This window comes from Mesorhizobium sp. M1C.F.Ca.ET.210.01.1.1 (assembly GCF_004791585.1).
In the GTDB taxonomy this organism is placed as follows: Bacteria; Pseudomonadota; Alphaproteobacteria; order Rhizobiales; family Rhizobiaceae; genus Mesorhizobium.
Genome location: NZ_SRUU01000001.1, coordinates 209,680 through 229,185 on the forward strand (window position 1 = coordinate 209,680; position 19,506 = coordinate 229,185).

The following is a 19,506-nucleotide window of genomic DNA, read 5'->3' on the forward strand; positions in this document are numbered from 1 at the left end:
CCTGTCTCTTTCGAAATGCGAGGGGCTAGATGACTGCCGTTTCCGAAGCCGTGACATCGTCCGCCATGCGGACCAGAGAAGCGACGGTGCGCCGCTTCGCGCTGACCGACACGATCTTCCGCACGGCGACGCGCCTTTCCGCCATTCTCGTGCTGGTCCTGCTCGGCGGGGTCGCGATCTCGCTGATCGCCGGCTCGTGGGAGGCGCTGTCGAAGTTCGGCTTCTCCTTCCTGACGACCGAGTCCTGGAACCCGGTCACCGAGAATTTCGGCGCCCTGGCGCCCATCTACGGCACCATCGTCACCTCGGCCATCGCCATTCTCATTGCCGTGCCGATCGGTATCGGCATCGCCGTCTTCCTGACCGAGCTCTGCCCGCGCCCGCTCCGGCGCCCGATCGGCATCGCGGTCGAGCTGCTCGCCGGCATTCCCTCGATCATCTACGGCATCTGGGGCCTGTTCGTCTTCGCGCCGTTCCTGCAGACGACGGTGCAGCCCTTCATCATCAGTCTCTTTCACGGCATACCAGGCCTCTCCAGCCTGTTTGCCGGTCCGCCCTACGGCATCGGCCTGCTGACCTCGTCGCTCATCCTTGCCATCATGGTGCTGCCCTTCATCACCTCGATCACCAAGGACGTGTTCGACACAGTGCCGGCGGTGCTTAAGGAATCGGCCTACGGCATCGGCTGCACGACCTGGGAGGTGACCCGGCGCGTGACCATCCCCTATACCCGCGTCGGCATCATGGGCGGCGTCATGCTCGGCCTCGGCCGCGCGCTCGGCGAGACGATGGCCGTCACTTTCGTCATCGGCAACGCGCACCGCATCAGCACTTCGCTGTTTGCGCCGGGCACGACGATCTCGGCGACGATCGCCAACGAGTTCACCGAAGCCGACGGCGAGCTCTACACCTCCTCGCTGGTGGCGCTCGGGCTGATCCTGTTCATCATCACCTTCATCATCCTCGCGCTCGCACGCTACATGCTGCTGCGCATCGATAGCCGCACCGGAGCCTGACCGATGTCGACTGCCGCATCGCTCCATCAACGCCGCAAGCGCAAGAACGCCGTGATGATGGCGCTGTGCGTCGTCGCGGCGGGCATCGGCCTCGCCTGGCTGGCCCTGATCCTCGGCGCCCTGCTCTACAAGGGGCTTTCCGGCGTCTCGCTTTCGGTGTTCGCGGAAATGACGCCTCCGCCCGGCGACGCCGGCGGCCTGCTCAACGCCATCTATGGCAGCATCGTGATGACCATCATCGGCATCATCGTCGGCACGCCGATCGGCGTGCTCGCCGGAACCTACATGGCCGAATACGGGCGCTTCTCGCGCCTCACCACGGTGGTGCGTTTCATCAACGACATCCTTTTGTCGGCGCCGTCGATCATCGTCGGCCTGTTCGTCTATGAGCTGATGGTGCGGCCGATGGGCCACTTCTCGGCTATCGCCGGCGCGGTTGCGCTGTCCATCCTGGTGATCCCCGTCGTGGTGCGCACCACCGAGGACATGCTCAACCTGGTGCCCAACGCGCTGCGCGAGGCCGGCACCGCCATCGGCGCGCCGCGCTGGGTGGTGATCCGCTCGGTCGCCTACCGCGCAGCACTTTCAGGCATCGTCACCGGCATATTGCTGGCCATCGCCCGCATTTCGGGCGAGACGGCGCCGCTGCTCTTCACTGCGCTCAACAACCAGTTTTGGTCGAGCAATCTCAACGCGCCGATGGCCAGCCTGCCGGTGACCATCTTCCAGTTCGCGCTGAGCCCCTACGAGGAATGGCAGCAGCTGGCCTGGACGGGCGCACTCATAATCACCCTGACGGTTCTCGGGCTGAGCATCTTCGCCCGCAGCCTTACCGGACGCAGAGAGGACAGATGAAACCGATGTTGTCCACCGACCTTAACGTAGCTGAGACGGTCGTCGAGAAGGCCAAGATCGAGGTCAAGAACCTCAACTTCTACTATGGCCAGTCCAAGGCGCTGAAGGACATCAACCTGTCGCTGCCCGAACGCAGCGTCACCGCCTTCATCGGACCGTCCGGCTGCGGAAAGTCGACGCTGCTGCGCGTGCTGAACCGCATCTACGAGCTCTATCCGAAGCAGAGCGCCGAGGGCCAGGTGCTGCTCGACGGTAAGAACATCCTCGACCGCTCGCAGGACCTCAACCTGCTCAGGACCAAGATCGGCATGGTGTTCCAGAAGCCGACGCCGTTCCCGATGTCGATCTACGAGAACATCGCCTTCGGCGTCAGGCTCTATGAGAAGATCAGCAAGGCCGAGATGGACAGTCGCGTCGAGTCGGCGCTGAAGCGCGCGGCGCTGTGGAACGAGGTCAAGGACAAGCTCAACGCCAGCGGCCAGAGCCTTTCCGGCGGCCAGCAGCAGCGGCTCTGCATCGCCCGCACCGTGGCGGTGAAGCCGGAAGTCATCCTGCTCGACGAGCCGGCCTCGGCGCTCGATCCGCTGTCGACCGCCAAGATCGAGGAACTGATCGACGAATTGCAGGCTGACTACACGATCGTGATCGTCACCCACAACATGCAGCAGGCGGCGCGCGTGTCGCGGCAGACGGCGTTCATGTATCTCGGCGAGCTGGTCGAGTTCGACCGGACGGAGAAGATCTTCACCTCGCCCCGCGAGAAGCGCACGCAGGACTACATCACCGGCCGCTTCGGCTGAGTTCATACGAGGACATCATCATGGCCCATACGGTCGCTTCCTTCGACGAGGATCTGAGGCAGATCAGCCAGCTCATCCGTGACATGGGCGACCTTGCCGGCTCGATGGTCGGCGCGTCGACCAAGGCGCTGCTCAACTCCGACAACGCGATGGCGCAGCGCGTGGTCTCCGACGACGCCATCATGGACGCGCGCCAGCGCGAGCTCGACGACCGCGCCATCACGCTGATCGCCAAGCGCCAGCCGATGGCCGACGACTTGCGCAGCGTGGTCGGCGCCATCCGCATGGCCGGCGACCTCGAGCGCATCGGCGACCTCGCCAAGAACATCGCCAAGCGCGTCGGCTCGGTCGGCGTCAGCGCCGCGCCGCGCGATCTTTCGCACTCCATCGATTCCATGGCGCAGCTGGTGCTGATCCAGGTCCATGGCGTGATCGAGGAGTACACGGCGGGCGATGCAACGGCGCTTGCCAAGCTCAGGAACGACGACGAACGCATCGACGTCAAATACACCTCGGTCTTCCGTGAGCTCCTGACCTACATGATGGAGGATCCGCGCAACATCACAGCCTGCACGCATCTTCTGTTCTGCGCCAAGAATCTGGAGCGCATCGGCGACCATGTGACCAATATCGCCGAGAACGCCTATTATGTGCTGACCGGAACGCAATTGCCCGCGAACCGTCCCAAGCAGGACGAGACGGCGATGTCGGCGCCGGCGGCCTGACAGCGAAGGTAGCTGCTATATGATCGCGCCACGCATCATGGTGGTGGAGGACGAGGAGCCGCTGGGGGTGCTGCTCCGTTACAACCTCGAATCCGAAGGCTATCAGGTCGAGGTGGTGACCCGCGGCGACGAGGCCGAGATCCGCCTGCAGGAGAACGTGCCCGACCTTCTGGTGCTCGACTGGATGGTGCCGGCGGTGTCCGGCATCGAGTTTTGCCGGCGGCTCAGGATGCGGCCCGAGACCGAACGGCTGCCGATCATCATGCTGACCGCGCGCGGTGAGGAAAGCGATCGTGTGCGCGGCCTCTCGACAGGCGCCGACGACTACCTGGTCAAGCCGTTCTCGACACCGGAATTCATGGCCAGGGTCAAGGCGCTGCTGCGCCGCGCCAAGCCGGAAGTGCTGTCCAGCGTGCTCAAGGTCGGCGACATCGTGCTCGACCGCGAATCGCACCGCGTCTACCGCAAGAAGAGCGAGATCAGGCTCGGCCCGACCGAGTTCCGGCTGCTCGAATTCATGATGCGGCATCCCGGCCGGGTGTTTTCGCGCAGCCAGCTGCTCGACAATGTCTGGGGCGAGACGATCTATATCGACGAACGCACGGTGGACGTGCATGTCGGACGCCTGCGCAAGGCGGTCAACAACGGCCGCATGCCCGATGTCATCCGCACCATCCGAGGGGCGGGTTACGCGATCAGGGAAGACTAGGGATATGCTGATATTCAGGCGAGGCCGGCCTGCGAATGGCGGCTTCCTGCGCTAAAGCACGCTCCGTTCCGGTTCTCGGAGTCCACCATTCTCGACTCGGCCTGACATGAATCTCAACATATCTCGGCGCTTGAGCTTGCGGCTTATGCGAACTGCTTGCCTGTTCTTGCCTGAACGCCCGGCGCGAAAATCTCCTGGTCGACGAAAGTCAGCGCGCGCATGGCGCAGCCTTCGCGGATCAGCGGCAATTCGTTCGGTTCGGTGTCGAAGGAGATCGATTTGGAGTGCTGGCCGCCGGCGGTCTGGGCGATGGCCTCGCGCAGCGCCGGCTCGATCAGGTCGAAAGCGGCGGCGCTGACACCCACCATGGCGACCGGCGCCGGGTCGATCAGCGCGAACAGGCTGCCGAGGCCGAAGCCCAGCGCCTCGCCCGCCCGGCGATAGGCCTCGCGCTCCGGACCGTCTTTCTCGCGCGCCTTGGCGGCAAGCGAGCGCATCTCCGCGTCGCCGACATCGACCGGTTCGGCATCCTCGCTCATCCCCATGGCGCTGCGCCAGATGGCGTAGTTGCCGGCATAGGCCTCGACGCAGCCGCGGCGTCCGCACCGGCAAAGCGCGCCGCCCGGGCGGTGGATCATGTGGCCGAACTCGCCGCCGGAGGAATGCGTGCCGGTGAACAGCTCGCCCTTCAGCACCAGGCCCATGCCGATGCCGTGCGAGAGCAGGATGGCGATGAAATTGTCGCGATAGCGGTCGGGGTCGCGCCATTGCAGGGCCACCGCCATCATGTTGCAGTCGTTCTCCATGGTGGCCGGAATGCCGAATTCCTTTTCCAGGATGTCGGCGAAGGGAATGTCGGTCAGCGGCGTGATCGGCGACCACAGCATGGCGCGGGCATGCGAATCGGTGATGCCCTGAATGCCCATGGCGATGCGGGCGACGCTGCCGACATCGAGATCCGGATCCTCCAGCCGGCGCCGCACGATCGCAGTGCACTCGCCGATCAGCTCGTCGCGCGGCATGGTCAGCGTATCGAGGCGCCGCTGCTCCTCGGCGACGACCTGGCCGGCATAGTCGATGACGGCGACGGAGAGGAAATTCAGCGACAGCACCACCGTCACCACCGCGGCTGCCTCGGGGCTGAGGGCGAGGCCGACCTGCGGCCGGCCGCGCTTCAGCGACGCGGTCTCGCTGGGCTTACTCTCGGCCAGGATGCCTTCATGGATCAGGTCCGAGGAGATCGCCGAAATGGTCGAGTGGCTGAGCCCGGTGGTCGCGGCGATTTCGGTGCGCGACGGCTGGCCGGCCCGGCGCACTGCCGAGAGCACCATTGCGCGGTTGCGCCGACGCAGGTCGTCGTGGCGGATTCCGACCGACATTTTTTCCTCCCGGTCAGCGCGGCCTCTTGATAATGCATGGGCCGTCGGCGACGCGCCAGATCGGTTCATTTCCGGATAAAGCCGTCGAACCGCCCTGGATTTGCTTCATCCAATTCCACGGAAGCGGCTGTGCTTCCTTGGAACTGTTTTGGGATAGTGGCAGAAGCGGCCGGGACTGTCATTATTTATTGCGGGCCTCGAAAAAAAGTTCGGAGCACCTCAAAAACCATCAGAATCGCAGTTGACAGCGCTTCGGTGTTGGACCAGTATTTTTTCGAGGCTCGAAAAAAAGCCTCTGTGTGCGGGCCTTTGGGCCAGTCTGGGTCGCGCCCACGGGCGCAGGGAGGAAATCATGAAAAAATTTGCAGCCGCCATGTTGGCGGGTGTCGCCATGTCGCTGACACTGGCGTCGGTCGCAGAGGCGAAGGACAAGGTGATCGGCGTTTCGTGGTCGAACTTCCAGGAAGAGCGCTGGAAGACCGACGAGGCGGCGATGAAGAAGGCCATCGAGGCCGCCGGCGACAAGTACATCTCCGCCGACGCGCAGTCCAATCCGGGCAAGCAGCTGACCGACGTCGAAAGCCTGATCTCGCAGGGCGCCAACGCGCTGATCATCCTGGCGCAGGACGCCTCGGCGATCGGCCCGGCGGTGCAGAAGGCGCTCGACGAGGGTATCCCGGTTGTCGGCTATGACCGGCTGATCGAGAACAAGGATGTCTTCTACCTGACCTTCGACAACAAGGAAGTCGGCCGCATGCAGGCCCGCGAAGTGTTCAAGGCCAAGCCGGAAGGCAACTACGTCTTCATCAAGGGGTCGGGTTCCGATCCGAACGCCGATTTCCTGTTCTCCGGCTCGATGGAAGTGCTGAAGGAAGCCATCGACAGCGGCAAGGTCAAGAATGTCGGCGAGGCCTACACGGACGGCTGGCTGCCTGCCAACGCGCAGAAGAACATGGAGCAGTTCCTGACCGCCAACGACAACAAGGTCGATGCGGTCGTGGCCGCCAATGACGGCACCGCCGGCGGTGTCGTCGCGGCGCTGACGGCGCAGGGACTGGCCGGCACCGTTCCGGTCTCCGGCCAGGACGGCGACCATGCCGCGCTCAACCGAATCGCGCTCGGCACGCAAACCGTGTCGGTGTGGAAGGACGCGCGCGAGCTCGGCAAGAACGCCGCCGAGATCGCCTCGCAGCTCGCCGACGGCAAGAAGATGGGCGACATCGCCGGCGCCAAGGACTTCACGACGCCGGGCGGCAACACCGTCAAGTCGCTGTTCCTAACCCCCGTCGCGATCACCAAGGACAATCTCAACGTCGTCATCGACGCCGGCTGGATCAAGAAGGACGAAGTCTGCGCGGGCGTTACTGCCGGCAGCGTCGCGGTCTGCAACTAAGCCGACCGACGTCTGTTCAAATCCTGGCGCCGCGGCCCAAAGCCGCGGCGTTTCGCAAGAAGCGTCCCGATTCAAATGATCCGGGAAAGCGGTTGGAACAGCTCGTCGTCCGGCAGGATCGTCGAACCGCTCCAGCCATCCGTTTCCACGCAATTCCGGGCGGACTACCCACTTTCCCTGGAATTGCTCTAGCATCGTGGTCCGGCATCCGCGCCAGACGGTAGGCCGGTGGGAGGAGATCATGACCGATACGACCTCTGAAACGCCGGCCAACCCGGCCGCGGATCGCGCGCGCGCATCCGAACTCAGCGCCGTCGGGCGCTTCCTCAAGGCGACCGAACTCGATACGCGCATGCTCGGCATGGTCGGCGCGCTGCTGATCATCTGGATCGGCCTGCACGTCATCTCGAGCCTGCGGCTTGGCGTCAATCCGCTCGATTTCGACAGCCGCACGTTCCTGACGCCGCGCAACCTGTGGAACCTGTCGGTACAGACCTCGGCCGTGGCCATCATGGCCTCCGGAATGGTGCTGGTCATCGTCATGCGCAACATCGACCTCTCCGTCGGCTCAGCCGAGGGGCTGATCGGCATGGTCATGGGCTTTGCCCAGGTGCATTTCCTGGTGCGCATGGTCGGGCTCGAGCTCGGCAATCCCTGGATCTGGGTGCTGGCGCTGGCGATCGGCCTGGCGCTCGGCCTGCTGATCGGCGCCTTTCAAGGCTTCGTCATCGCCTATCTCGATGTGCCGGCCTTCATCGTGACGCTTGGCGGGCTGTTGGTATGGCGGGGCGCCGCCTGGTGGGTCACCAGCGGCCAGACTGTGGCGCCGCTCGACGCCACCTTCCAGCTCATGGGCGGCGGACCAGCCGGCTCGATCGGCGCCACATGGAGCTGGGTCGTCGGTATTGTCGCCTGCCTTGCCGTGGTGTTTGCGCTGTTCCACGGCCGGGTGCAGCGCAAGCGCTTCCGTTTCCCGCTGCGCCCGATCTGGGCCGAGACGCTGCTCGGCGCCATCAGCTGCGCCGTGATCCTCGGCGCCGTGTGGCTGGCCAATTCCTATCCCTGGCCGGTCGGCATCGTGAACCGGTACGCGGCGGCCAACAACATCACCGTTCCCGAGGGAGGGCTATTCATTGCCCACGGCATCGCCATTCCGGTGCTGATGGCTGTCGCGGTCGGCCTCATCATGACCTTCATCACCAAGCGCACCCGCTTCGGCCGCTATGTCTTCGCCATCGGCGGCAATCCGGAGGCGGCGAACCTTGCCGGCATCAACACGCGCTGGATCACCATGAAGGTGTTCATGATCATGGGCGTGCTGGCGACGATCGCCGCGGCCATTTCGTCGGCGAGGCAGAATTCATCGACCAACGCGCTCGGCACGCTTGACGAGCTCCTGGTTATAGCCGCGGCGGTGATCGGCGGAACCTCGCTTGCCGGCGGTTCGGGCACCGTGCTCGGCGCCATGCTTGGCGCGCTTCTGATGCAGTCGCTGCAATCCGGCATGGTGCTGCTCGGCGTCGACTCGCCGCTGCAAAGCATCGTCGTCGGCGCCGTGCTGGTGATCGCGGTCTGGCTCGACACCATCTATCGCAAACGTGTCTGAGAGAGGAGGAGATCATGGCAGACAAGAACGCTCCCGCCAATGTTCCGCTGGTCGACATGCGCAACATCTCGATCGCCTTCGGCGGCATCCGCGCCGTCGATGACGCGTCGATCGATCTCTTCCCCGGCGAAGTGGTGGCGCTGCTTGGCCACAACGGCGCCGGCAAGTCGACGCTGATCAAGATCGTGTCCGGCGCCTACAAACGCGATGCCGGGCAGATCTTCGTCAACGGCGAGGAGGCGTCGATCTCCAACCCTCGCGACGCCAAGAGATACGGCATCGAGACGATCTACCAGACGCTGGCGCTTGCCGACAATGTCGACGCCGCCGCAAATCTTTTCCTCGGCCGCGAACTGATGACCGCCTGGGGGACGCTCGACGACGTCGCCATGGAGGCCGAGGCGCGCAAGGTGATGGGGCGGCTCAATCCGCGCTTCCAGCGCTTCAAGGAACCGGTGAACAAGCTGTCCGGCGGGCAAAGGCAGTCGGTGGCGATCGCTCGCGCGATCCTGTTCAACGCCCGCATCCTGATCATGGACGAGCCGACGGCGGCGCTGGGGCCGCAGGAAACGGCTCAGGTCGGCGAACTGGTGCGGCAGCTCAAGGCCGACGGCATCGGCATCTTCCTGATCAGCCACGACATCCATGACGTGTTCGAGCTTGCCGACCGCGTCTGCGTGATGAAGAACGGCCAAGTCGTCGGCACGGCGCGCACCGGCGACGTCACCCAGGACGAGGTGCTCGGCATGATCATTCTGGGCAGGTGCCCGCCGGGCGCCATTCCAGGTCCCGGAGCGCTGAAAATTGCCGCGTGAGCAGAGTAGGTTAGCCGGCTAATTTACGAATGGTTGATGTGCCAGGCGCCGTGATGGTTTGGCCTTGCCATTGTGTTGGCGCGGAGACTTGCCCATAAAGGTGGTCAACCTCCCAGGGGCCGCACTTTGCGTTGAAAAAGCTCTTTCCGATCGTCGCTTTCATCGCCGTCGCGCTGATTAGCCTGACAATGGCGGGGTTCGCCTATTTCGCGACCCAGGAGGCAGCGCGCATCAAGTTCGAGGGAACGGCCGACGATGCGCTCAACCGCATCGAGAGCCGCATCGACCTGCATCTGTCGCTGCTGCGCTCGACCCAGGCGCTGTTCGATGCCCGCAACGGCGATATCACGCGTGGCGAGTTCAACGCCTTCTTCACCGCGCTCGACATCGACGACAATTTCGCCGGCCTGCGCGGCATCGGCTTCCTGAGGCTGGCCAAGACCGGCGACGAGGCGGCGGTCGAGCGCGACATCCTGCACGATCACGGTTCGGCGCACCCGATCTATCCGGCGGCCACGCTGCAGTCGTGGCGAACCCCCATCGTGCTTTTCGAGCCGCTCGACACGTCCAACCAGTCGATCATCGGTTTTGACATGTTCAGCGAGCCGGTGCGGCGGGCGGCGATCGAGAAGGCGATGGCCGACGACCGGCAGCATGCCAGCGGCCTTGTCCAACTCGGCCAGGGACAAGGGCAGGAGCAAACCTACCCCGGATTTCTGGTTTTCGTTCGGCTGAACGTGGAAACGGCTCCGGACGTCATCAATGCCAGCCGCTCCTCGACCGCCGGCTTCCTCTATGCCGCCTTCCGGGCGCGCGACTTGTTCCAGGTGGCGCTCAGCAAGGCGCCGCTGCTGCCGGTCAATGTCGAGATCTATGACGGCAAGCCGGGGGCCGACAACCTCCTGTTCCGGTCGGAGGCGCCGCCGGCCGAACCGCTCGGCGGAAAGCTTCTGGCGCGCCGGGACATCGTCGTGGCCGGCCAGGCCTGGACGATCCTGTTTCGGCCGACGAGCGCTTTTTCGCTGCCTTCCTCGCGCGCCATTCCGGTGATGCTCGGCTTGTTCGGCCTGCTGCTTGCCGGGGCGATCGCCCTGGTGGCCCGCTATCAGGAGCGTGCATACGAGGCGAAGTCGCTGCTGCATGAGGCAACGGAGAAGAGCCTGCTGGAAAAGGACCTGATCCTGCAGGAAATGAAGCACCGCATCAAGAATTCGATCACAAGGGTGCTGGCGATCGCGCGGCAGACTGCCTCTCAGGCCACCGACGTGAAGGAGTTCTCGGCATCGTTCTCGGCGCGGCTGCAGGCGATGGCTGCCTCGCAGGACATGCTGACACGTTCGCGTTGGCAGAAGGCGGACCTCGGCGACCTGCTGCGCATCGAACTCGGGCAGGTGTTCGGCAAGGAGCTTCCCGAGGGCATCCTGTCGGGGCCGGAGGTGCTGCTTGACGAGACGACGACGCAGGCGCTCGGCCTGACCTTCCACGAGCTTGCCACCAATGCGCTGAAATATGGCGAGGGGAGCAGCTCGACCAGTTCGCTCAAGGGAAACTGGGCGTTGAAAGTCGACTGGATGGTCGAAGGACGTGGCCGCGAGCGGACCCTGGTGCTCAACTGGCGCGAGGCAGGGCAGAAACAACTGGACGCGCCGGCAAAGACCGGTTTCGGCACCAAGCTGATCGACCTCAACGTCACGCGCGAATTGGGCGGCACGATCAAGCGCGATTTTCAGGCCGGCGGCCTGAAGGTGGAAATAAGGATTCCGCTGACAGGATGAACGGATCGAAGCCGTTCAGCGAGCAACCGCCCGTTCAGACACAAGAATGGAGGCCGGCGAGCCGGCCTCCAGATTGGCATTCCAGGCAATTCCAGACCAGGAATTGCTCTATCGGCTGATCAATTGCAGCGGGCGGTGTAGATCCGGCCGCGGTGATCGCGATACTGGCAATAGCCATTGCGCAGGTTGCGGACCAAGAGGCCGGACCCGGCGCCGACGGCCGCGCCGATAAGCGCGCCCTTGCCGCCGCCGACCAAGCCGCCCACGCCGGCGCCGATCAGGCCGCCGCCCACGACATCCTGCTCGGTCGTGGTGCAGCCGCTGACAGCGACCACGGCAACCATGGCAATGATCATCTTCCGCATAAAATTGCTCCTCACTTTTGTCCTCACTTTTGGCAGTGCCGTCCGCCATCTAGCACGAAAAAACGGGATTTGCCTGCCTGATCTTAGTGTTGCTGAAGATAGTCGTTTTCGGGGCGTGCGCTGTTCGCAGCGACGAGCGAGCCGGAGACTTCCAGCGATGCTACGAGCGTGCCGTCGGGGCGCACGGTCCAGAGGAGCTGATCATAGTCGTCTTCAAGCGCCGGATCGACGGCAAGGCATTCGCCCATGATGCGCGGCGTCCGGCCCCGCAGGTCGCCCAGGGCGAAGGGACGTTCCGCCATGCAGGCCTCGAAGGTTTCGAAGACGCTGACCGGCACCGACAGCTCGCGGCATTCGGTCATGGTGTCCGAGCAGCCGATGACGAGGAGCAAAGCGGCGATGTGTTCCACGGCGACAACCTCTCGCCGCAAGCAACGATTCTGGTCGCTCGAAAGTTCCAGTCGCCCGCCTTGGCCGCGATGCCCAAACCATGGCGGCGCGCCTTAAAGCGCGTCGCGATCTTTCAGGTTCGCTCTATGCGCTTTAGGTTTTGACTTACGCATGTCCTTGCCCCGAAATCGGTTCCCGCTTTCGGGAGATATGCTTCAGCGAATTGGCCTACGCCCGAGTCAGGTCAGCTGCCACGCTGCCGTCAGTACCAGGGCCGCAAGGAGCGCGACGGCGCCGAGGCGAAGCGAAAGATGGGAGGAACGAGGCGATGCCGGCGGATCGGCGTCTTGAAAGCCGCTCATCGAGACGCGGGCGGCCTGCTCCAGCCTGTTCATATCGGCAACCATCATTCCAATCCTCCCAAATCGCGTCGCGGAGCGCGGCTGGGTCTTTGCAGGGCATCCGTGCGGTTCAGCGTCGGAGCGGAACCGCCGATCCGCTCCAAGTATTTGTCTTGCCCAAGTGTTGGTCTTGCGCGACTCCTGACGGAAGCCCGTCTCGCGCTTTCCTGGAACTGCTTTAGCCGGGAACAGAATCGGACTTTATGGTGAACAGTCGGTTAAGGCATTTGCCGGCGAAGGCAGCAGTCACTCTATCTCGAAGTTCCCGCGGGGGACAGTTAGGCGATATTCGAGGCGGCCCTCTTCGATACCGAGCGTGGCGGAGCCGTTCAGCGAGGTTGGTACCACGCGTTCCAGGGCGACGCTGCCAAAGCGCTTTTTGTTGCGCGGCCCGGCATCGATCCTTTCGGTCCAGACCAGCAGCAGCCCGGGCGATGCCTCCTGGCCCGTCGCGATACTGGCACTTACCTTGACCTGGCCATCCGGTCGCGACAGGGCGCCATAACTTACCGAATTCACGGCCAGTTCATGCATTGCCAGCCCGATATGCAGGGCGGCATTCGGGTTGAGGTAGGGATTTTCGCCGTCGAAACGCAAGCTGTGGCTTGGGTCGGCGCTATAGCGGCCGACCTGGCCGGATACGAGCTCGCGAAGCGCCGCTCCCCGCCAGTTGGAGGACGTCACCAGGTCTTGAGACGAGGCGAGCGACTGGAGGCGACCGCGGAAGCGAGTCAGGAAATCGCCAAGCGACTCGGAGTAGCGCCCCGTCTGAGTGGCGATGCTCTGGATGATGGCGAGAAGGTTCTTCGAGCGATGGCTGACCTCGCGCAGCAGCGTCTTCAGCGTCTGTTCGCGGCGTTTCTGCTCCGTCGTCTCGACCATGGTGGTGACGACGCCCTGGACCTCGCCGGAATCGCCGCGATCGGCGTCGATCCAGATATGGAACCAGCGCACGCCGTCAGTGTCAGGGACGCCAACCTCGAGGCGGTCGGCATTGCCGGTTTCAACCACCTTGCGTTTGGTGGCGCTTATGCGCTCGGCCTGCGCGGGGGAAAGCAAATCCTTCCCGTCGGCCGTCTCGGAAGCCCAAGGCGCGCGCATGTTGCGGGCCCAGACGGTCTTCATCTCCCGATCCTGATAGAGGACCGAGATTCCAGCATTGTGAAGCGCGTGAAGCAGGGCGCGTCCAATCTGCATTCCGCTTTCCGACGGATGCAACGCGATCACCTCGTCGCTGCGCTTGCCGGCATCGTCCTGCTGTGAGGCCTTGGAACGCATTCGGTGTTTCCCGCATCCGGGCTGAACGGCTTACGGCAAGCTGCCTCGCCTTGACATGCCGCGGCCGCACGCGGCCTCAAAAACGGTCCGCCGGACGATGTCCTTTGGGGGACTCCGCCCGGCGGTGGCTGGAAACCGTTTGAGGGGTGCGGCTTCCAGTGTTCGACGTTCCCAGCGTCAGGTTCTCCTGACGAGGCCGGCAATGAGCGAAATCACTAGGAAGGCAAGGAAGATGAAGAACAATATCTGCGCGATGCCAGCCGATGTGCCGGCAATGCCGCCAAACCCAAGCGCGCCGGCGATGATCGCAACCACAAGAAAAACGAGCGCCCAGTACAGCATGATACGTCTCCTTCCGATGATCTGAAAAACGTGGCTGGGTGCCGTTTGTTCCACCATTCGCGGAAAAAGACGATCCCCCAATAAAGGCTTTTGGAATCAAACCGATGCGGTCAGGCCGCAGCCCTTGCCTGCCGGTCAAAGAAGAGCGCCTGGCTGATCAGAGCCTTGACCATGTCGGGATTGAACGGCTTGGTCACCAGAAACGCCGGTTCGGGGCGTTCGCCGGTCAAAAGGCGCTCGGGGAAAGCGGTGATGAAGATCACCGGCACCGGCGTCGAGGACAGGATCTCGTTCACGGCCTCGATGCCTGAGCTGCCGTCGGCGAGCTGGATGTCGGCCAGAACCATTTTCGGACGCGTCTTGCCGAACACGGCAACCGCCTCGGCGTGCGTGCGCGCCGTGCCGACCACACGGTGCCCGAGGCTTTCGACCATCTCCTCGATATCCATGGCGATCAGCGGCTCGTCCTCGATGATCAGCACGTCGGTCGCGACCTGGCGGGAAATCTCGCTGCTGGCCTGGGCAAGCAATTCGGAGAATTCCTGCTCGTCGGCGTCGAGGATTTCGGCCGCTTCGTCCTCGCTGAAACCCTCCACGGCAACCAGTAGGAAGGCCTGCCGCGGCCGCGGCGCGATCGCGTTCAGATTGGCGGCCGCCCGCTGCTCCCAGGCGGTCTGCGCATGCTCTTGCGGCACGCGGATGGCAATCGAGGTGAAGAGCCTGGCGAAAACCTTGTACAGCGCGATCCGGTCGCTCGAAGCCTTGGGGAAGACTTCGGTGTCGGCGATGATAGCCTCCAGCATCGCCGCGACCAGCGCATCGCCGCTTTCCTGCGATCCCGAGACTGCGCGCGAAAAGCGGCGCAGGAACGGCAGGTGAGGAGCGATGGTTGCGGATAGGCTCATATCTGACGTCTCCCTCAGATGACGTTGTTGTAGTCACAGGCTGTGCCTGCCCCGGCAAAACCAACGCCGGCTTTCTGAAAAAGTTCCGTTGGGCCTGGAACTAAATTAGGAAGCGGGCGTTTCGGGGGTTCGGGATGGGCAACCAGACGAATGTGCCGCTTGCGTTACGGTCTGTGTTCTAAGGCGGTTCAGGTGCTGGAATTAGGGCGAATATGAAAGAAATGTCAAAGAATTCGACAACTGGCGCCGCGAACAGGCACCGGAACGGAGGCGGCAATCCGCTCGGGCCTAACTCCGAGATCGCCCGCAAACTCAAACAATATTACGACGAGCTGGTTTCCGACCAGGTGCCGGATCGATTCGCACAGTTGCTCAGCCAACTGGAAAAGGCCGAACCCGCCGAGAAAAAGGATTGAGCATGGCGGCGGTCTCCCAGAGCTTCAAGACCGAGTTGCTCGGTGCGATACCGAGCCTGCGTGCTTTTGCGGTGTCGCTGACGCAGAATGCCGACAAGGCAGATGACCTCGTCCAGGAAACCCTGGTCAAGGCGTGGGACAAGCATGAGAGCTTCCAGCCGGGCACCAATCTCAAGGCCTGGCTGTTCACCATCCTGCGCAACGAATTCTACTCGCAGATGCGCAAGCGCGGCCGCGAGGTGCAGGACAGCGACGGCATCATGACAGCAAGGCTTGCCGTTCACCCGGCCCAGCATGGCCAACTCGACCTCAAGGATTTTCGCGGCGCGCTGGAGCAGTTGCCGGAGGATCAGCGCGAGGCCATCATCCTGATCGGCGCGTCCGGCTTCTCCTACGAAGAGGCGGCCGAGATCTGCGGCTGCGCGGTCGGCACGATCAAGAGCCGGGTCAGCCGGGCGCGCGCCCGGCTGCAGGATATCCTCAAGATTTCCGGCGAGGACGAATACGGCCCCGATGCGATCTCGGCGCAGGTGACCGGCTCGAACGCGGCCTGACAGCCCCGAGCCGTTCAGCTTGCGCGCAATTCTGAACGGAAGCCGCTACACACTCTTCGTGGTTCCATCCGGCTGCGTCGTCAGGCCGCTTTCGCGCGTCCGCAGGCGACTGCCACGGCCCCAATCAGATCTTCTCCCGAGTAGGGTTTGGCAACCAGCCGGACTTCCGGAAAAGAGCTCTCGATCTCTTCCGCGTCGGAATAACCGGAGGCAAAGACGAATGGAACGCCTGCGCTGCGCAGCCGCCCCGCGAAGTCCAGCGTCGAGGCCCCGCCAAGCATCAGGTCGACGATAGCGGCATCGAACCACGACAGCCCGTCGCGTTGGTCGATTTCGGCCAGATCGCGGACAATCGTGACGTCGGCTGCGCCCTGATCACGGCATAGTTGCTCGACATCCATCGCGATCAGGAACTCGTCCTCCAGGACCAGGATACGCAATCCGTCTAGCAATAAGGGCACGTGCGAGCGACTCCTAACGATTGCCCGCAGTCATGCGCGGTATTTGGCTCTATGTCATTTAAAAAAGACATCACGGGGTATGCAGCTTCGTGATCGGCGGAACCTCGGTTGGCGTGGAGCGTTTCCATCTGCCCGATCGGGGCAGGGAATTTCGAGAGGGGTCGAAATGTCCAGCCAGAGCGCACGTTCCGTACCTAGCCGGCAGTATCCTTGCGAAAAATGCCCGCTGCGGCCGCTGCCGGTCTTTCGCGCGTTCGAAAGCCAGGAACTGTCGTTCGTCAGCGGCTTCAAGAAAGGGGAGCTTGCCGTCGAAAAGGGTGCGACCGTGCTGGTCGAAGGCAGCCATAGCGCGCATCTCTACACCGTGCTTTCAGGCTGGGCATTCCGCTACAAGCTCTTGCCCGACGGGCGGCGGCAAATCCTCAACTATTCCATGCCCGGCGATCTCATTGGCCTGCAAGGCAGCCTGATGGGTGAAATGCAGCATTCCGTCGAGGCCTTGTCGCCGATGCTGCTGTGCGTCTTCGAGCGCGACCAGTTGCACGAGCTTTACCGCAACCACCCGGGCCTCGCTTACGACATCACCTGGATAGCATCGCGCGAAGAGCGCATGCTGGACGAGAACCTGCTCAGCATAGGCCGGCGATCCGCGCTCGAACGCGTCGCCTATCTCATCGCCTTCATCTCCAGTCGTGCCCGCAGCGTCGGCCTGAATGGCAACGCGGCGGTGCGAATACCGATCACGCAGCAGCATATCGCCGATACGCTTGGCCTGTCGCTGGTCCACACCAACAAGACGATACGCAAGCTGATGGATCGCAAGCTGATCCTTTGGCGGGAGGGCGGCTGTGAGATCGTCGACCATGAAGGACTGAAGACCCTCGCCGGTTGGGAAGGCCTGGGCGAGGAACGGAGGCCTCTGATCTGAGGGAACTTGACCGCCGTCAATGCGCCCGCCCCCGCGCCTGGTAATGGAGCGATCCAGCTTCGGAACCTTGACGTGGATCGAGCGTTTAAAGGTAGAAAACACAAGGAGTTAAGCAATGGCGACCGCCGCAGGCAGAACCGCAAAAGATGCTCCCTCCAACTCCGACCTCGAAGCCGATATCCAGCAATTGCGGGCCGATATCGAGGAACTCACCAAGCAATTGGCCAAGACCGGGGAGCATGGTTATGGCGCGGCGCGGCGCGCCGCCGCCGAAGGGGTCGAACAGCTGCGGACGCAGGGTGAAGCGGCGTTCGAAAGCATGCGCGGCAGCGCCCACGATATCGAGGCGCAGCTCGTGGCCAGCGTTCGCGAAAAACCGGTGACATCGCTGGCGATTGCCGCCGGCGTCGGCTTCCTGTTCGCGCTGCTCTCCCGCCGCTAGCTTGCAGATGGGGACGCTCGCCTCGTTGATTTCGGCCCTTGCCTCCGGCGAGGCGATGGCCGTTTTGCGAAGGGCGCGAATGACGGCAATCCTCTATGGGCTTGCCGCCATCCTTGCCTTGAGCGGTATCGGCTTCCTCATCGGCGCCGCTTACATCTGGCTTGCCGCCCGCTACGGGCCATTGGCGACGTCGCTGGGATTTGGCCTGGGGTTCCTGGTTTTGGCGGCACTCATCGTGCTTATTGATCGCCTGACGACGGGCATGCGTGCGCGGCGCCGGGCGCGCCGACGCAAGGCCGACATGACGGCGCTCGGCGTTACCGCGGCGCTTGCGCTGCTGCCGGCGCTTGCCAAGAGCAAGGGCGGCATGGGCGCAGCCCTTGCGCCCGTCATCGCGCTCGTCGCCTATGCCGTCTATCGCGAGAATATGGGATCCAGGCCGCGAAACCCGGATTCCGGCGAAACGTCGTAGGCGCCAGGAAGACGCTGTCCGGCATTTGACCGCGCTGCCGCCTACCTCCCTAAGCCTTGGTTCGGAACCTTCACGCAAAGGGCCCGTTACCCAACAGCCGTGACCGAAGCGCCCGCCGCCAGCGACACGGAGGCCAGCAATGACCAAGATCGTTCCTAAAGACAAAGCCCGCCAGGGCCATTGGGGCTGGCATGCGCTCAGGATCCTTGTCGCCGGGCTGCTGCTGGCCTTCATCGCCTGGGGCGCGGTCGAGATTTATGGCGAAATGATCAAGGCGCCGACGAGCGGGCAGAGCGCGCCGCAAGCGCCGGCGACCGGGCAGAGACCCACGCAAGGCGGCTGACCGCTCTCATGCCGCCCTTGCCTGCGCGTTTCTTGCCGGAACCAACACGTTCAAGGCGCCGGGATGAATCTCGACCACCGTCTCGCGTTCCAGCCTGACCAGTTCGCCATCCATGACCGCGCTGAACTTCTTCATCGGCGAATGGATCTTGAGGATAGCCTTATCGGCCTGGTGGATTTCGATATGTTCGCTGTCGCGCCATCGGCCACGCAGCATGTCGAGCAGCAGTTTCGCCAGGTGGTGACGTTTGCGCGCCACGCTGACATAGATGCCAAGCAGACCGCCTGCCGGATTGTCCGCATAAGGCAGATGGCCCTCACCGAACAGATTGTTGCTGATGCTGATGCCGGTCGTGCGAGTGACGATCTCGGCGTTGCCGATGCTCAAGGTGACCTTGAGAGTGCGCGGGTTCTTGATCGTTGCCCATGCTGCGCGAACGCTTGCCTGCATCTTTCCCAGCCGCGAGCCGAAATCCATGTTCTCCCGAAGCTGCACCATCCTGGCATGCATGCCGATCGAAAACTGGTGCACGAAGGGCTGGCCATTGGCGCTGGCCATGTCGACGGCCATCACTTCGCCTGTGGCGAAAGAGTTCAGTGCCGCATCAAGCGCCTGCGGGATGCCGAGGCCGCGCGCGAAGAGATTCATCGTACCGGCCGGCAGTATGGCCAAGGCCTTCTTTTTGTTCATAAGCAGGGATGCCGCCGTCGAAATCGTGCCGTCGCCGCCTCCTGCGATCACGACATCGATGTCCGGCTTCGCTATGGCCGTTTCCAATGCCGCGGCAATCTCGCGACCGGCGACAATGTCGATCTGAACCGAATGACCAGCGGCTTCCAACGTCTGGCGGAGACGGTCGGCAAAGGCGAAAATGTCGACCGTGCGCAATGTGCCGCCGTCCTGGTTCAGCACCGCAGCAAACCGCATGCCTACTCCGTCTCTCCCGCTCCCAGCCGCAGGCTGAAAACGGAAAGGGCAGCCGAAAGGTTCCGCGCAGGCCCGGAACCGGCGGCTGAGCACGGGCCCGCTTTGGAACAAGGCACCGCTCACGACGTTGTGAAACTGTGGAACATGCCGCGTCCGCCGTGCTTTGGCAGAGGCCGGTCGCGGATGCGGCGTGCACGAAATCAGGCACG

The 19,506-nt window shown here is 63.5% G+C and carries 24 protein-coding genes; 15 read left to right on the forward strand and 9 right to left on the reverse strand.

Annotation, left to right across the window (positions count from 1 at the left end; translation table 11 throughout):
* Positions 1 to 29 precede the first annotated feature (29 nt).
* The 5 genes from pstC to phoB are packed head-to-tail and all read left to right on the forward strand — an operon-like array spanning position 30 to position 4,105.
* The gene (gene pstC, locus EN853_RS01070; protein ID WP_127857431.1) at positions 30 to 1,016 is read left to right on the forward strand and encodes a phosphate ABC transporter permease subunit PstC; all 987 of its coding nucleotides are present in this window, start codon (positions 30 to 32) and stop codon (positions 1,014 to 1,016) included.
* A gap of 3 nt (positions 1,017 to 1,019) precedes the next feature.
* Positions 1,020 to 1,871, forward strand: coding sequence for a phosphate ABC transporter permease PstA (gene pstA, locus EN853_RS01075; protein ID WP_127857432.1), 852 nt, complete (start codon positions 1,020 to 1,022; stop codon positions 1,869 to 1,871).
* Positions 1,868 to 2,671 carry a phosphate ABC transporter ATP-binding protein PstB gene (gene pstB, locus EN853_RS01080; protein ID WP_127857433.1) on the forward strand — a complete coding sequence of 268 codons (804 nt, stop codon included), beginning with the start codon at positions 1,868 to 1,870 and terminating at the stop codon, positions 2,669 to 2,671. Before pstA ends, pstB begins: the two co-directional genes overlap by 4 nt.
* 17 nt (positions 2,672 to 2,688) lie before the next feature.
* A complete protein-coding gene (gene phoU, locus EN853_RS01085) occupies positions 2,689 to 3,396 on the forward strand; it encodes a phosphate signaling complex protein PhoU (RefSeq protein WP_127857434.1) in 708 nt (235 codons plus the stop codon).
* A 19-nt stretch (positions 3,397 to 3,415) separates the two neighbouring features.
* Positions 3,416 to 4,105, forward strand: coding sequence for a phosphate regulon transcriptional regulator PhoB (gene phoB / locus EN853_RS01090; protein ID WP_127857435.1), 690 nt, complete (start codon positions 3,416 to 3,418; stop codon positions 4,103 to 4,105).
* A gap of 143 nt (positions 4,106 to 4,248) precedes the next feature.
* On the opposite strand, the gene EN853_RS01095 is transcribed toward phoB, so the two are convergent.
* The gene (locus tag EN853_RS01095; protein WP_127857436.1) at positions 4,249 to 5,484 is read right to left on the reverse strand and encodes an ROK family protein; all 1,236 of its coding nucleotides are present in this window, start codon (positions 5,482 to 5,484) and stop codon (positions 4,249 to 4,251) included.
* Positions 5,485 to 5,836: 352 nt separating this feature from the next.
* Between EN853_RS01095 and xylF the strand changes: the two genes are divergently transcribed.
* The 4 genes from xylF to EN853_RS01115 all read left to right on the forward strand — a co-directional run bounded on the left by xylF (position 5,837) and on the right by EN853_RS01115 (position 11,073).
* The gene (gene xylF, locus EN853_RS01100) at positions 5,837 to 6,877 is read left to right on the forward strand and encodes a D-xylose ABC transporter substrate-binding protein (RefSeq protein ID WP_127857437.1); all 1,041 of its coding nucleotides are present in this window, start codon (positions 5,837 to 5,839) and stop codon (positions 6,875 to 6,877) included.
* 241 nt (positions 6,878 to 7,118) lie between these two features.
* Positions 7,119 to 8,483: a sugar ABC transporter permease gene (locus tag EN853_RS01105; protein ID WP_127857438.1), complete on the forward strand. Its 1,365-nt coding sequence runs from the start codon at positions 7,119 to 7,121 to the stop codon at positions 8,481 to 8,483.
* Between the two features lie 14 nt (positions 8,484 to 8,497).
* Positions 8,498 to 9,298 (forward strand): ATP-binding cassette domain-containing protein, encoded by an 801-nt coding sequence (locus tag EN853_RS01110; RefSeq protein ID WP_127857439.1) that lies wholly within the window; start codon positions 8,498 to 8,500, stop codon positions 9,296 to 9,298.
* Between the two features lie 131 nt (positions 9,299 to 9,429).
* Entirely contained in the window at positions 9,430 to 11,073 is a 1,644-nt protein-coding gene (locus EN853_RS01115; RefSeq protein WP_127857440.1) for a CHASE domain-containing protein, read from the forward strand.
* A gap of 119 nt (positions 11,074 to 11,192) precedes the next feature.
* On the opposite strand, the gene EN853_RS01120 is transcribed toward EN853_RS01115, so the two are convergent.
* From EN853_RS01120 to EN853_RS01140, 6 genes are all read right to left on the reverse strand, one after another.
* Positions 11,193 to 11,438, reverse strand: coding sequence for a YMGG-like glycine zipper-containing protein (locus EN853_RS01120; RefSeq protein ID WP_027166589.1), 246 nt, complete (start codon positions 11,436 to 11,438; stop codon positions 11,193 to 11,195).
* 83 nt (positions 11,439 to 11,521) lie between these two features.
* On the reverse strand, positions 11,522 to 11,848 hold the full coding sequence (locus EN853_RS01125; RefSeq protein ID WP_127857441.1) for a hypothetical protein: 327 nt from the start codon (positions 11,846 to 11,848) through the stop codon (positions 11,522 to 11,524).
* Between the two features lie 219 nt (positions 11,849 to 12,067).
* Positions 12,068 to 12,238 carry a hypothetical protein gene (locus EN853_RS33815; protein ID WP_167524337.1) on the reverse strand — a complete coding sequence of 57 codons (171 nt, stop codon included), beginning with the start codon at positions 12,236 to 12,238 and terminating at the stop codon, positions 12,068 to 12,070.
* A 237-nt stretch (positions 12,239 to 12,475) separates the two neighbouring features.
* Positions 12,476 to 13,507, reverse strand: a complete 1,032-nt coding sequence (locus EN853_RS01130; protein WP_127857442.1) for a sensor histidine kinase — start codon at positions 13,505 to 13,507, stop codon at positions 12,476 to 12,478.
* Between the two features lie 177 nt (positions 13,508 to 13,684).
* Positions 13,685 to 13,849 carry a DUF1328 domain-containing protein gene (locus tag EN853_RS01135; protein ID WP_126091568.1) on the reverse strand — a complete coding sequence of 55 codons (165 nt, stop codon included), beginning with the start codon at positions 13,847 to 13,849 and terminating at the stop codon, positions 13,685 to 13,687.
* Positions 13,850 to 13,959: 110 nt separating this feature from the next.
* Positions 13,960 to 14,754, reverse strand: a complete 795-nt coding sequence (locus tag EN853_RS01140; protein WP_127857443.1) for a response regulator — start codon at positions 14,752 to 14,754, stop codon at positions 13,960 to 13,962.
* Between the two features lie 212 nt (positions 14,755 to 14,966).
* On the opposite strand from EN853_RS01140, the gene EN853_RS01145 reads away from it, so the two are divergent.
* Complete coding sequence (locus tag EN853_RS01145) at positions 14,967 to 15,170, forward strand: NepR family anti-sigma factor (RefSeq protein ID WP_127857444.1); 204 nt, start codon at positions 14,967 to 14,969, stop codon at positions 15,168 to 15,170.
* 2 nt (positions 15,171 to 15,172) lie between these two features.
* A complete protein-coding gene (locus tag EN853_RS01150) occupies positions 15,173 to 15,724 on the forward strand; it encodes an RNA polymerase sigma factor (RefSeq protein WP_040973662.1) in 552 nt (183 codons plus the stop codon).
* A gap of 80 nt (positions 15,725 to 15,804) precedes the next feature.
* On the opposite strand, the gene EN853_RS01155 is transcribed toward EN853_RS01150, so the two are convergent.
* Positions 15,805 to 16,125 carry a response regulator gene (locus EN853_RS01155; protein WP_167524348.1) on the reverse strand — a complete coding sequence of 107 codons (321 nt, stop codon included), beginning with the start codon at positions 16,123 to 16,125 and terminating at the stop codon, positions 15,805 to 15,807.
* Positions 16,126 to 16,351: 226 nt separating this feature from the next.
* On the opposite strand from EN853_RS01155, the gene EN853_RS01160 reads away from it, so the two are divergent.
* The 4 genes from EN853_RS01160 to EN853_RS01175 all read left to right on the forward strand — a co-directional run bounded on the left by EN853_RS01160 (position 16,352) and on the right by EN853_RS01175 (position 18,370).
* Positions 16,352 to 17,113 (forward strand): Crp/Fnr family transcriptional regulator, encoded by a 762-nt coding sequence (locus EN853_RS01160; RefSeq protein WP_127857446.1) that lies wholly within the window; start codon positions 16,352 to 16,354, stop codon positions 17,111 to 17,113.
* Between the two features lie 115 nt (positions 17,114 to 17,228).
* A complete protein-coding gene (locus tag EN853_RS01165) occupies positions 17,229 to 17,555 on the forward strand; it encodes a DUF883 family protein (protein ID WP_127857447.1) in 327 nt (108 codons plus the stop codon).
* Between the two features lie 7 nt (positions 17,556 to 17,562).
* Positions 17,563 to 18,027, forward strand: coding sequence for a hypothetical protein (locus tag EN853_RS01170; RefSeq protein WP_127857448.1), 465 nt, complete (start codon positions 17,563 to 17,565; stop codon positions 18,025 to 18,027).
* 139 nt (positions 18,028 to 18,166) lie between these two features.
* The gene (locus EN853_RS01175; protein WP_127857449.1) at positions 18,167 to 18,370 is read left to right on the forward strand and encodes a hypothetical protein; all 204 of its coding nucleotides are present in this window, start codon (positions 18,167 to 18,169) and stop codon (positions 18,368 to 18,370) included.
* A gap of 6 nt (positions 18,371 to 18,376) precedes the next feature.
* On the opposite strand, the gene EN853_RS01180 is transcribed toward EN853_RS01175, so the two are convergent.
* Entirely contained in the window at positions 18,377 to 19,297 is a 921-nt protein-coding gene (locus EN853_RS01180) for a diacylglycerol kinase family protein (RefSeq protein ID WP_127857450.1), read from the reverse strand.
* Between the last annotated feature and the right edge of the window lie 209 nt (positions 19,298 to 19,506).

Excerpts from the sequence above, each read along its gene's own strand:
- EN853_RS01135 (WP_126091568.1), bottom strand. The coding sequence starts at position 13,849 with ATGCTGTACTGGGCGCTCGTTTTTCTTGTGGTTGCGATCATCGCCGGC.
- EN853_RS01150 (WP_040973662.1), top strand. The coding sequence starts at position 15,173 with ATGGCGGCGGTCTCCCAGAGCTTCAAGACCGAGTTGCTCGGTGCGATA.
- EN853_RS01155 (WP_167524348.1), bottom strand. The coding sequence starts at position 16,125 with ATGGATGTCGAGCAACTATGCCGTGATCAGGGCGCAGCCGACGTCACG.
- xylF (WP_127857437.1), top strand. The coding sequence starts at position 5,837 with ATGAAAAAATTTGCAGCCGCCATGTTGGCGGGTGTCGCCATGTCGCTG.
- EN853_RS01145 (WP_127857444.1), top strand. The coding sequence starts at position 14,967 with ATGAAAGAAATGTCAAAGAATTCGACAACTGGCGCCGCGAACAGGCAC.
- pstC (WP_127857431.1), top strand. The coding sequence starts at position 30 with ATGACTGCCGTTTCCGAAGCCGTGACATCGTCCGCCATGCGGACCAGA.
- EN853_RS01180 (WP_127857450.1), bottom strand. The coding sequence starts at position 19,297 with ATGCGGTTTGCTGCGGTGCTGAACCAGGACGGCGGCACATTGCGCACG.
- EN853_RS01130 (WP_127857442.1), bottom strand. The coding sequence starts at position 13,507 with ATGCGTTCCAAGGCCTCACAGCAGGACGATGCCGGCAAGCGCAGCGAC.
- EN853_RS01160 (WP_127857446.1), top strand. The coding sequence starts at position 16,352 with ATGTCCAGCCAGAGCGCACGTTCCGTACCTAGCCGGCAGTATCCTTGC.
- EN853_RS01105 (WP_127857438.1), top strand. The coding sequence starts at position 7,119 with ATGACCGATACGACCTCTGAAACGCCGGCCAACCCGGCCGCGGATCGC.
- EN853_RS33815 (WP_167524337.1), bottom strand. The coding sequence starts at position 12,238 with ATGATGGTTGCCGATATGAACAGGCTGGAGCAGGCCGCCCGCGTCTCG.
- EN853_RS01120 (WP_027166589.1), bottom strand. The coding sequence starts at position 11,438 with ATGCGGAAGATGATCATTGCCATGGTTGCCGTGGTCGCTGTCAGCGGC.
- pstA (WP_127857432.1), top strand. The coding sequence starts at position 1,020 with ATGTCGACTGCCGCATCGCTCCATCAACGCCGCAAGCGCAAGAACGCC.
- EN853_RS01170 (WP_127857448.1), top strand. The coding sequence starts at position 17,563 with ATGGGGACGCTCGCCTCGTTGATTTCGGCCCTTGCCTCCGGCGAGGCG.
- pstB (WP_127857433.1), top strand. The coding sequence starts at position 1,868 with ATGAAACCGATGTTGTCCACCGACCTTAACGTAGCTGAGACGGTCGTC.
- phoB (WP_127857435.1), top strand. The coding sequence starts at position 3,416 with ATGATCGCGCCACGCATCATGGTGGTGGAGGACGAGGAGCCGCTGGGG.
- EN853_RS01165 (WP_127857447.1), top strand. The coding sequence starts at position 17,229 with ATGGCGACCGCCGCAGGCAGAACCGCAAAAGATGCTCCCTCCAACTCC.
- EN853_RS01095 (WP_127857436.1), bottom strand. The coding sequence starts at position 5,484 with ATGTCGGTCGGAATCCGCCACGACGACCTGCGTCGGCGCAACCGCGCA.
- EN853_RS01110 (WP_127857439.1), top strand. The coding sequence starts at position 8,498 with ATGGCAGACAAGAACGCTCCCGCCAATGTTCCGCTGGTCGACATGCGC.
- EN853_RS01175 (WP_127857449.1), top strand. The coding sequence starts at position 18,167 with ATGACCAAGATCGTTCCTAAAGACAAAGCCCGCCAGGGCCATTGGGGC.
- EN853_RS01140 (WP_127857443.1), bottom strand. The coding sequence starts at position 14,754 with ATGAGCCTATCCGCAACCATCGCTCCTCACCTGCCGTTCCTGCGCCGC.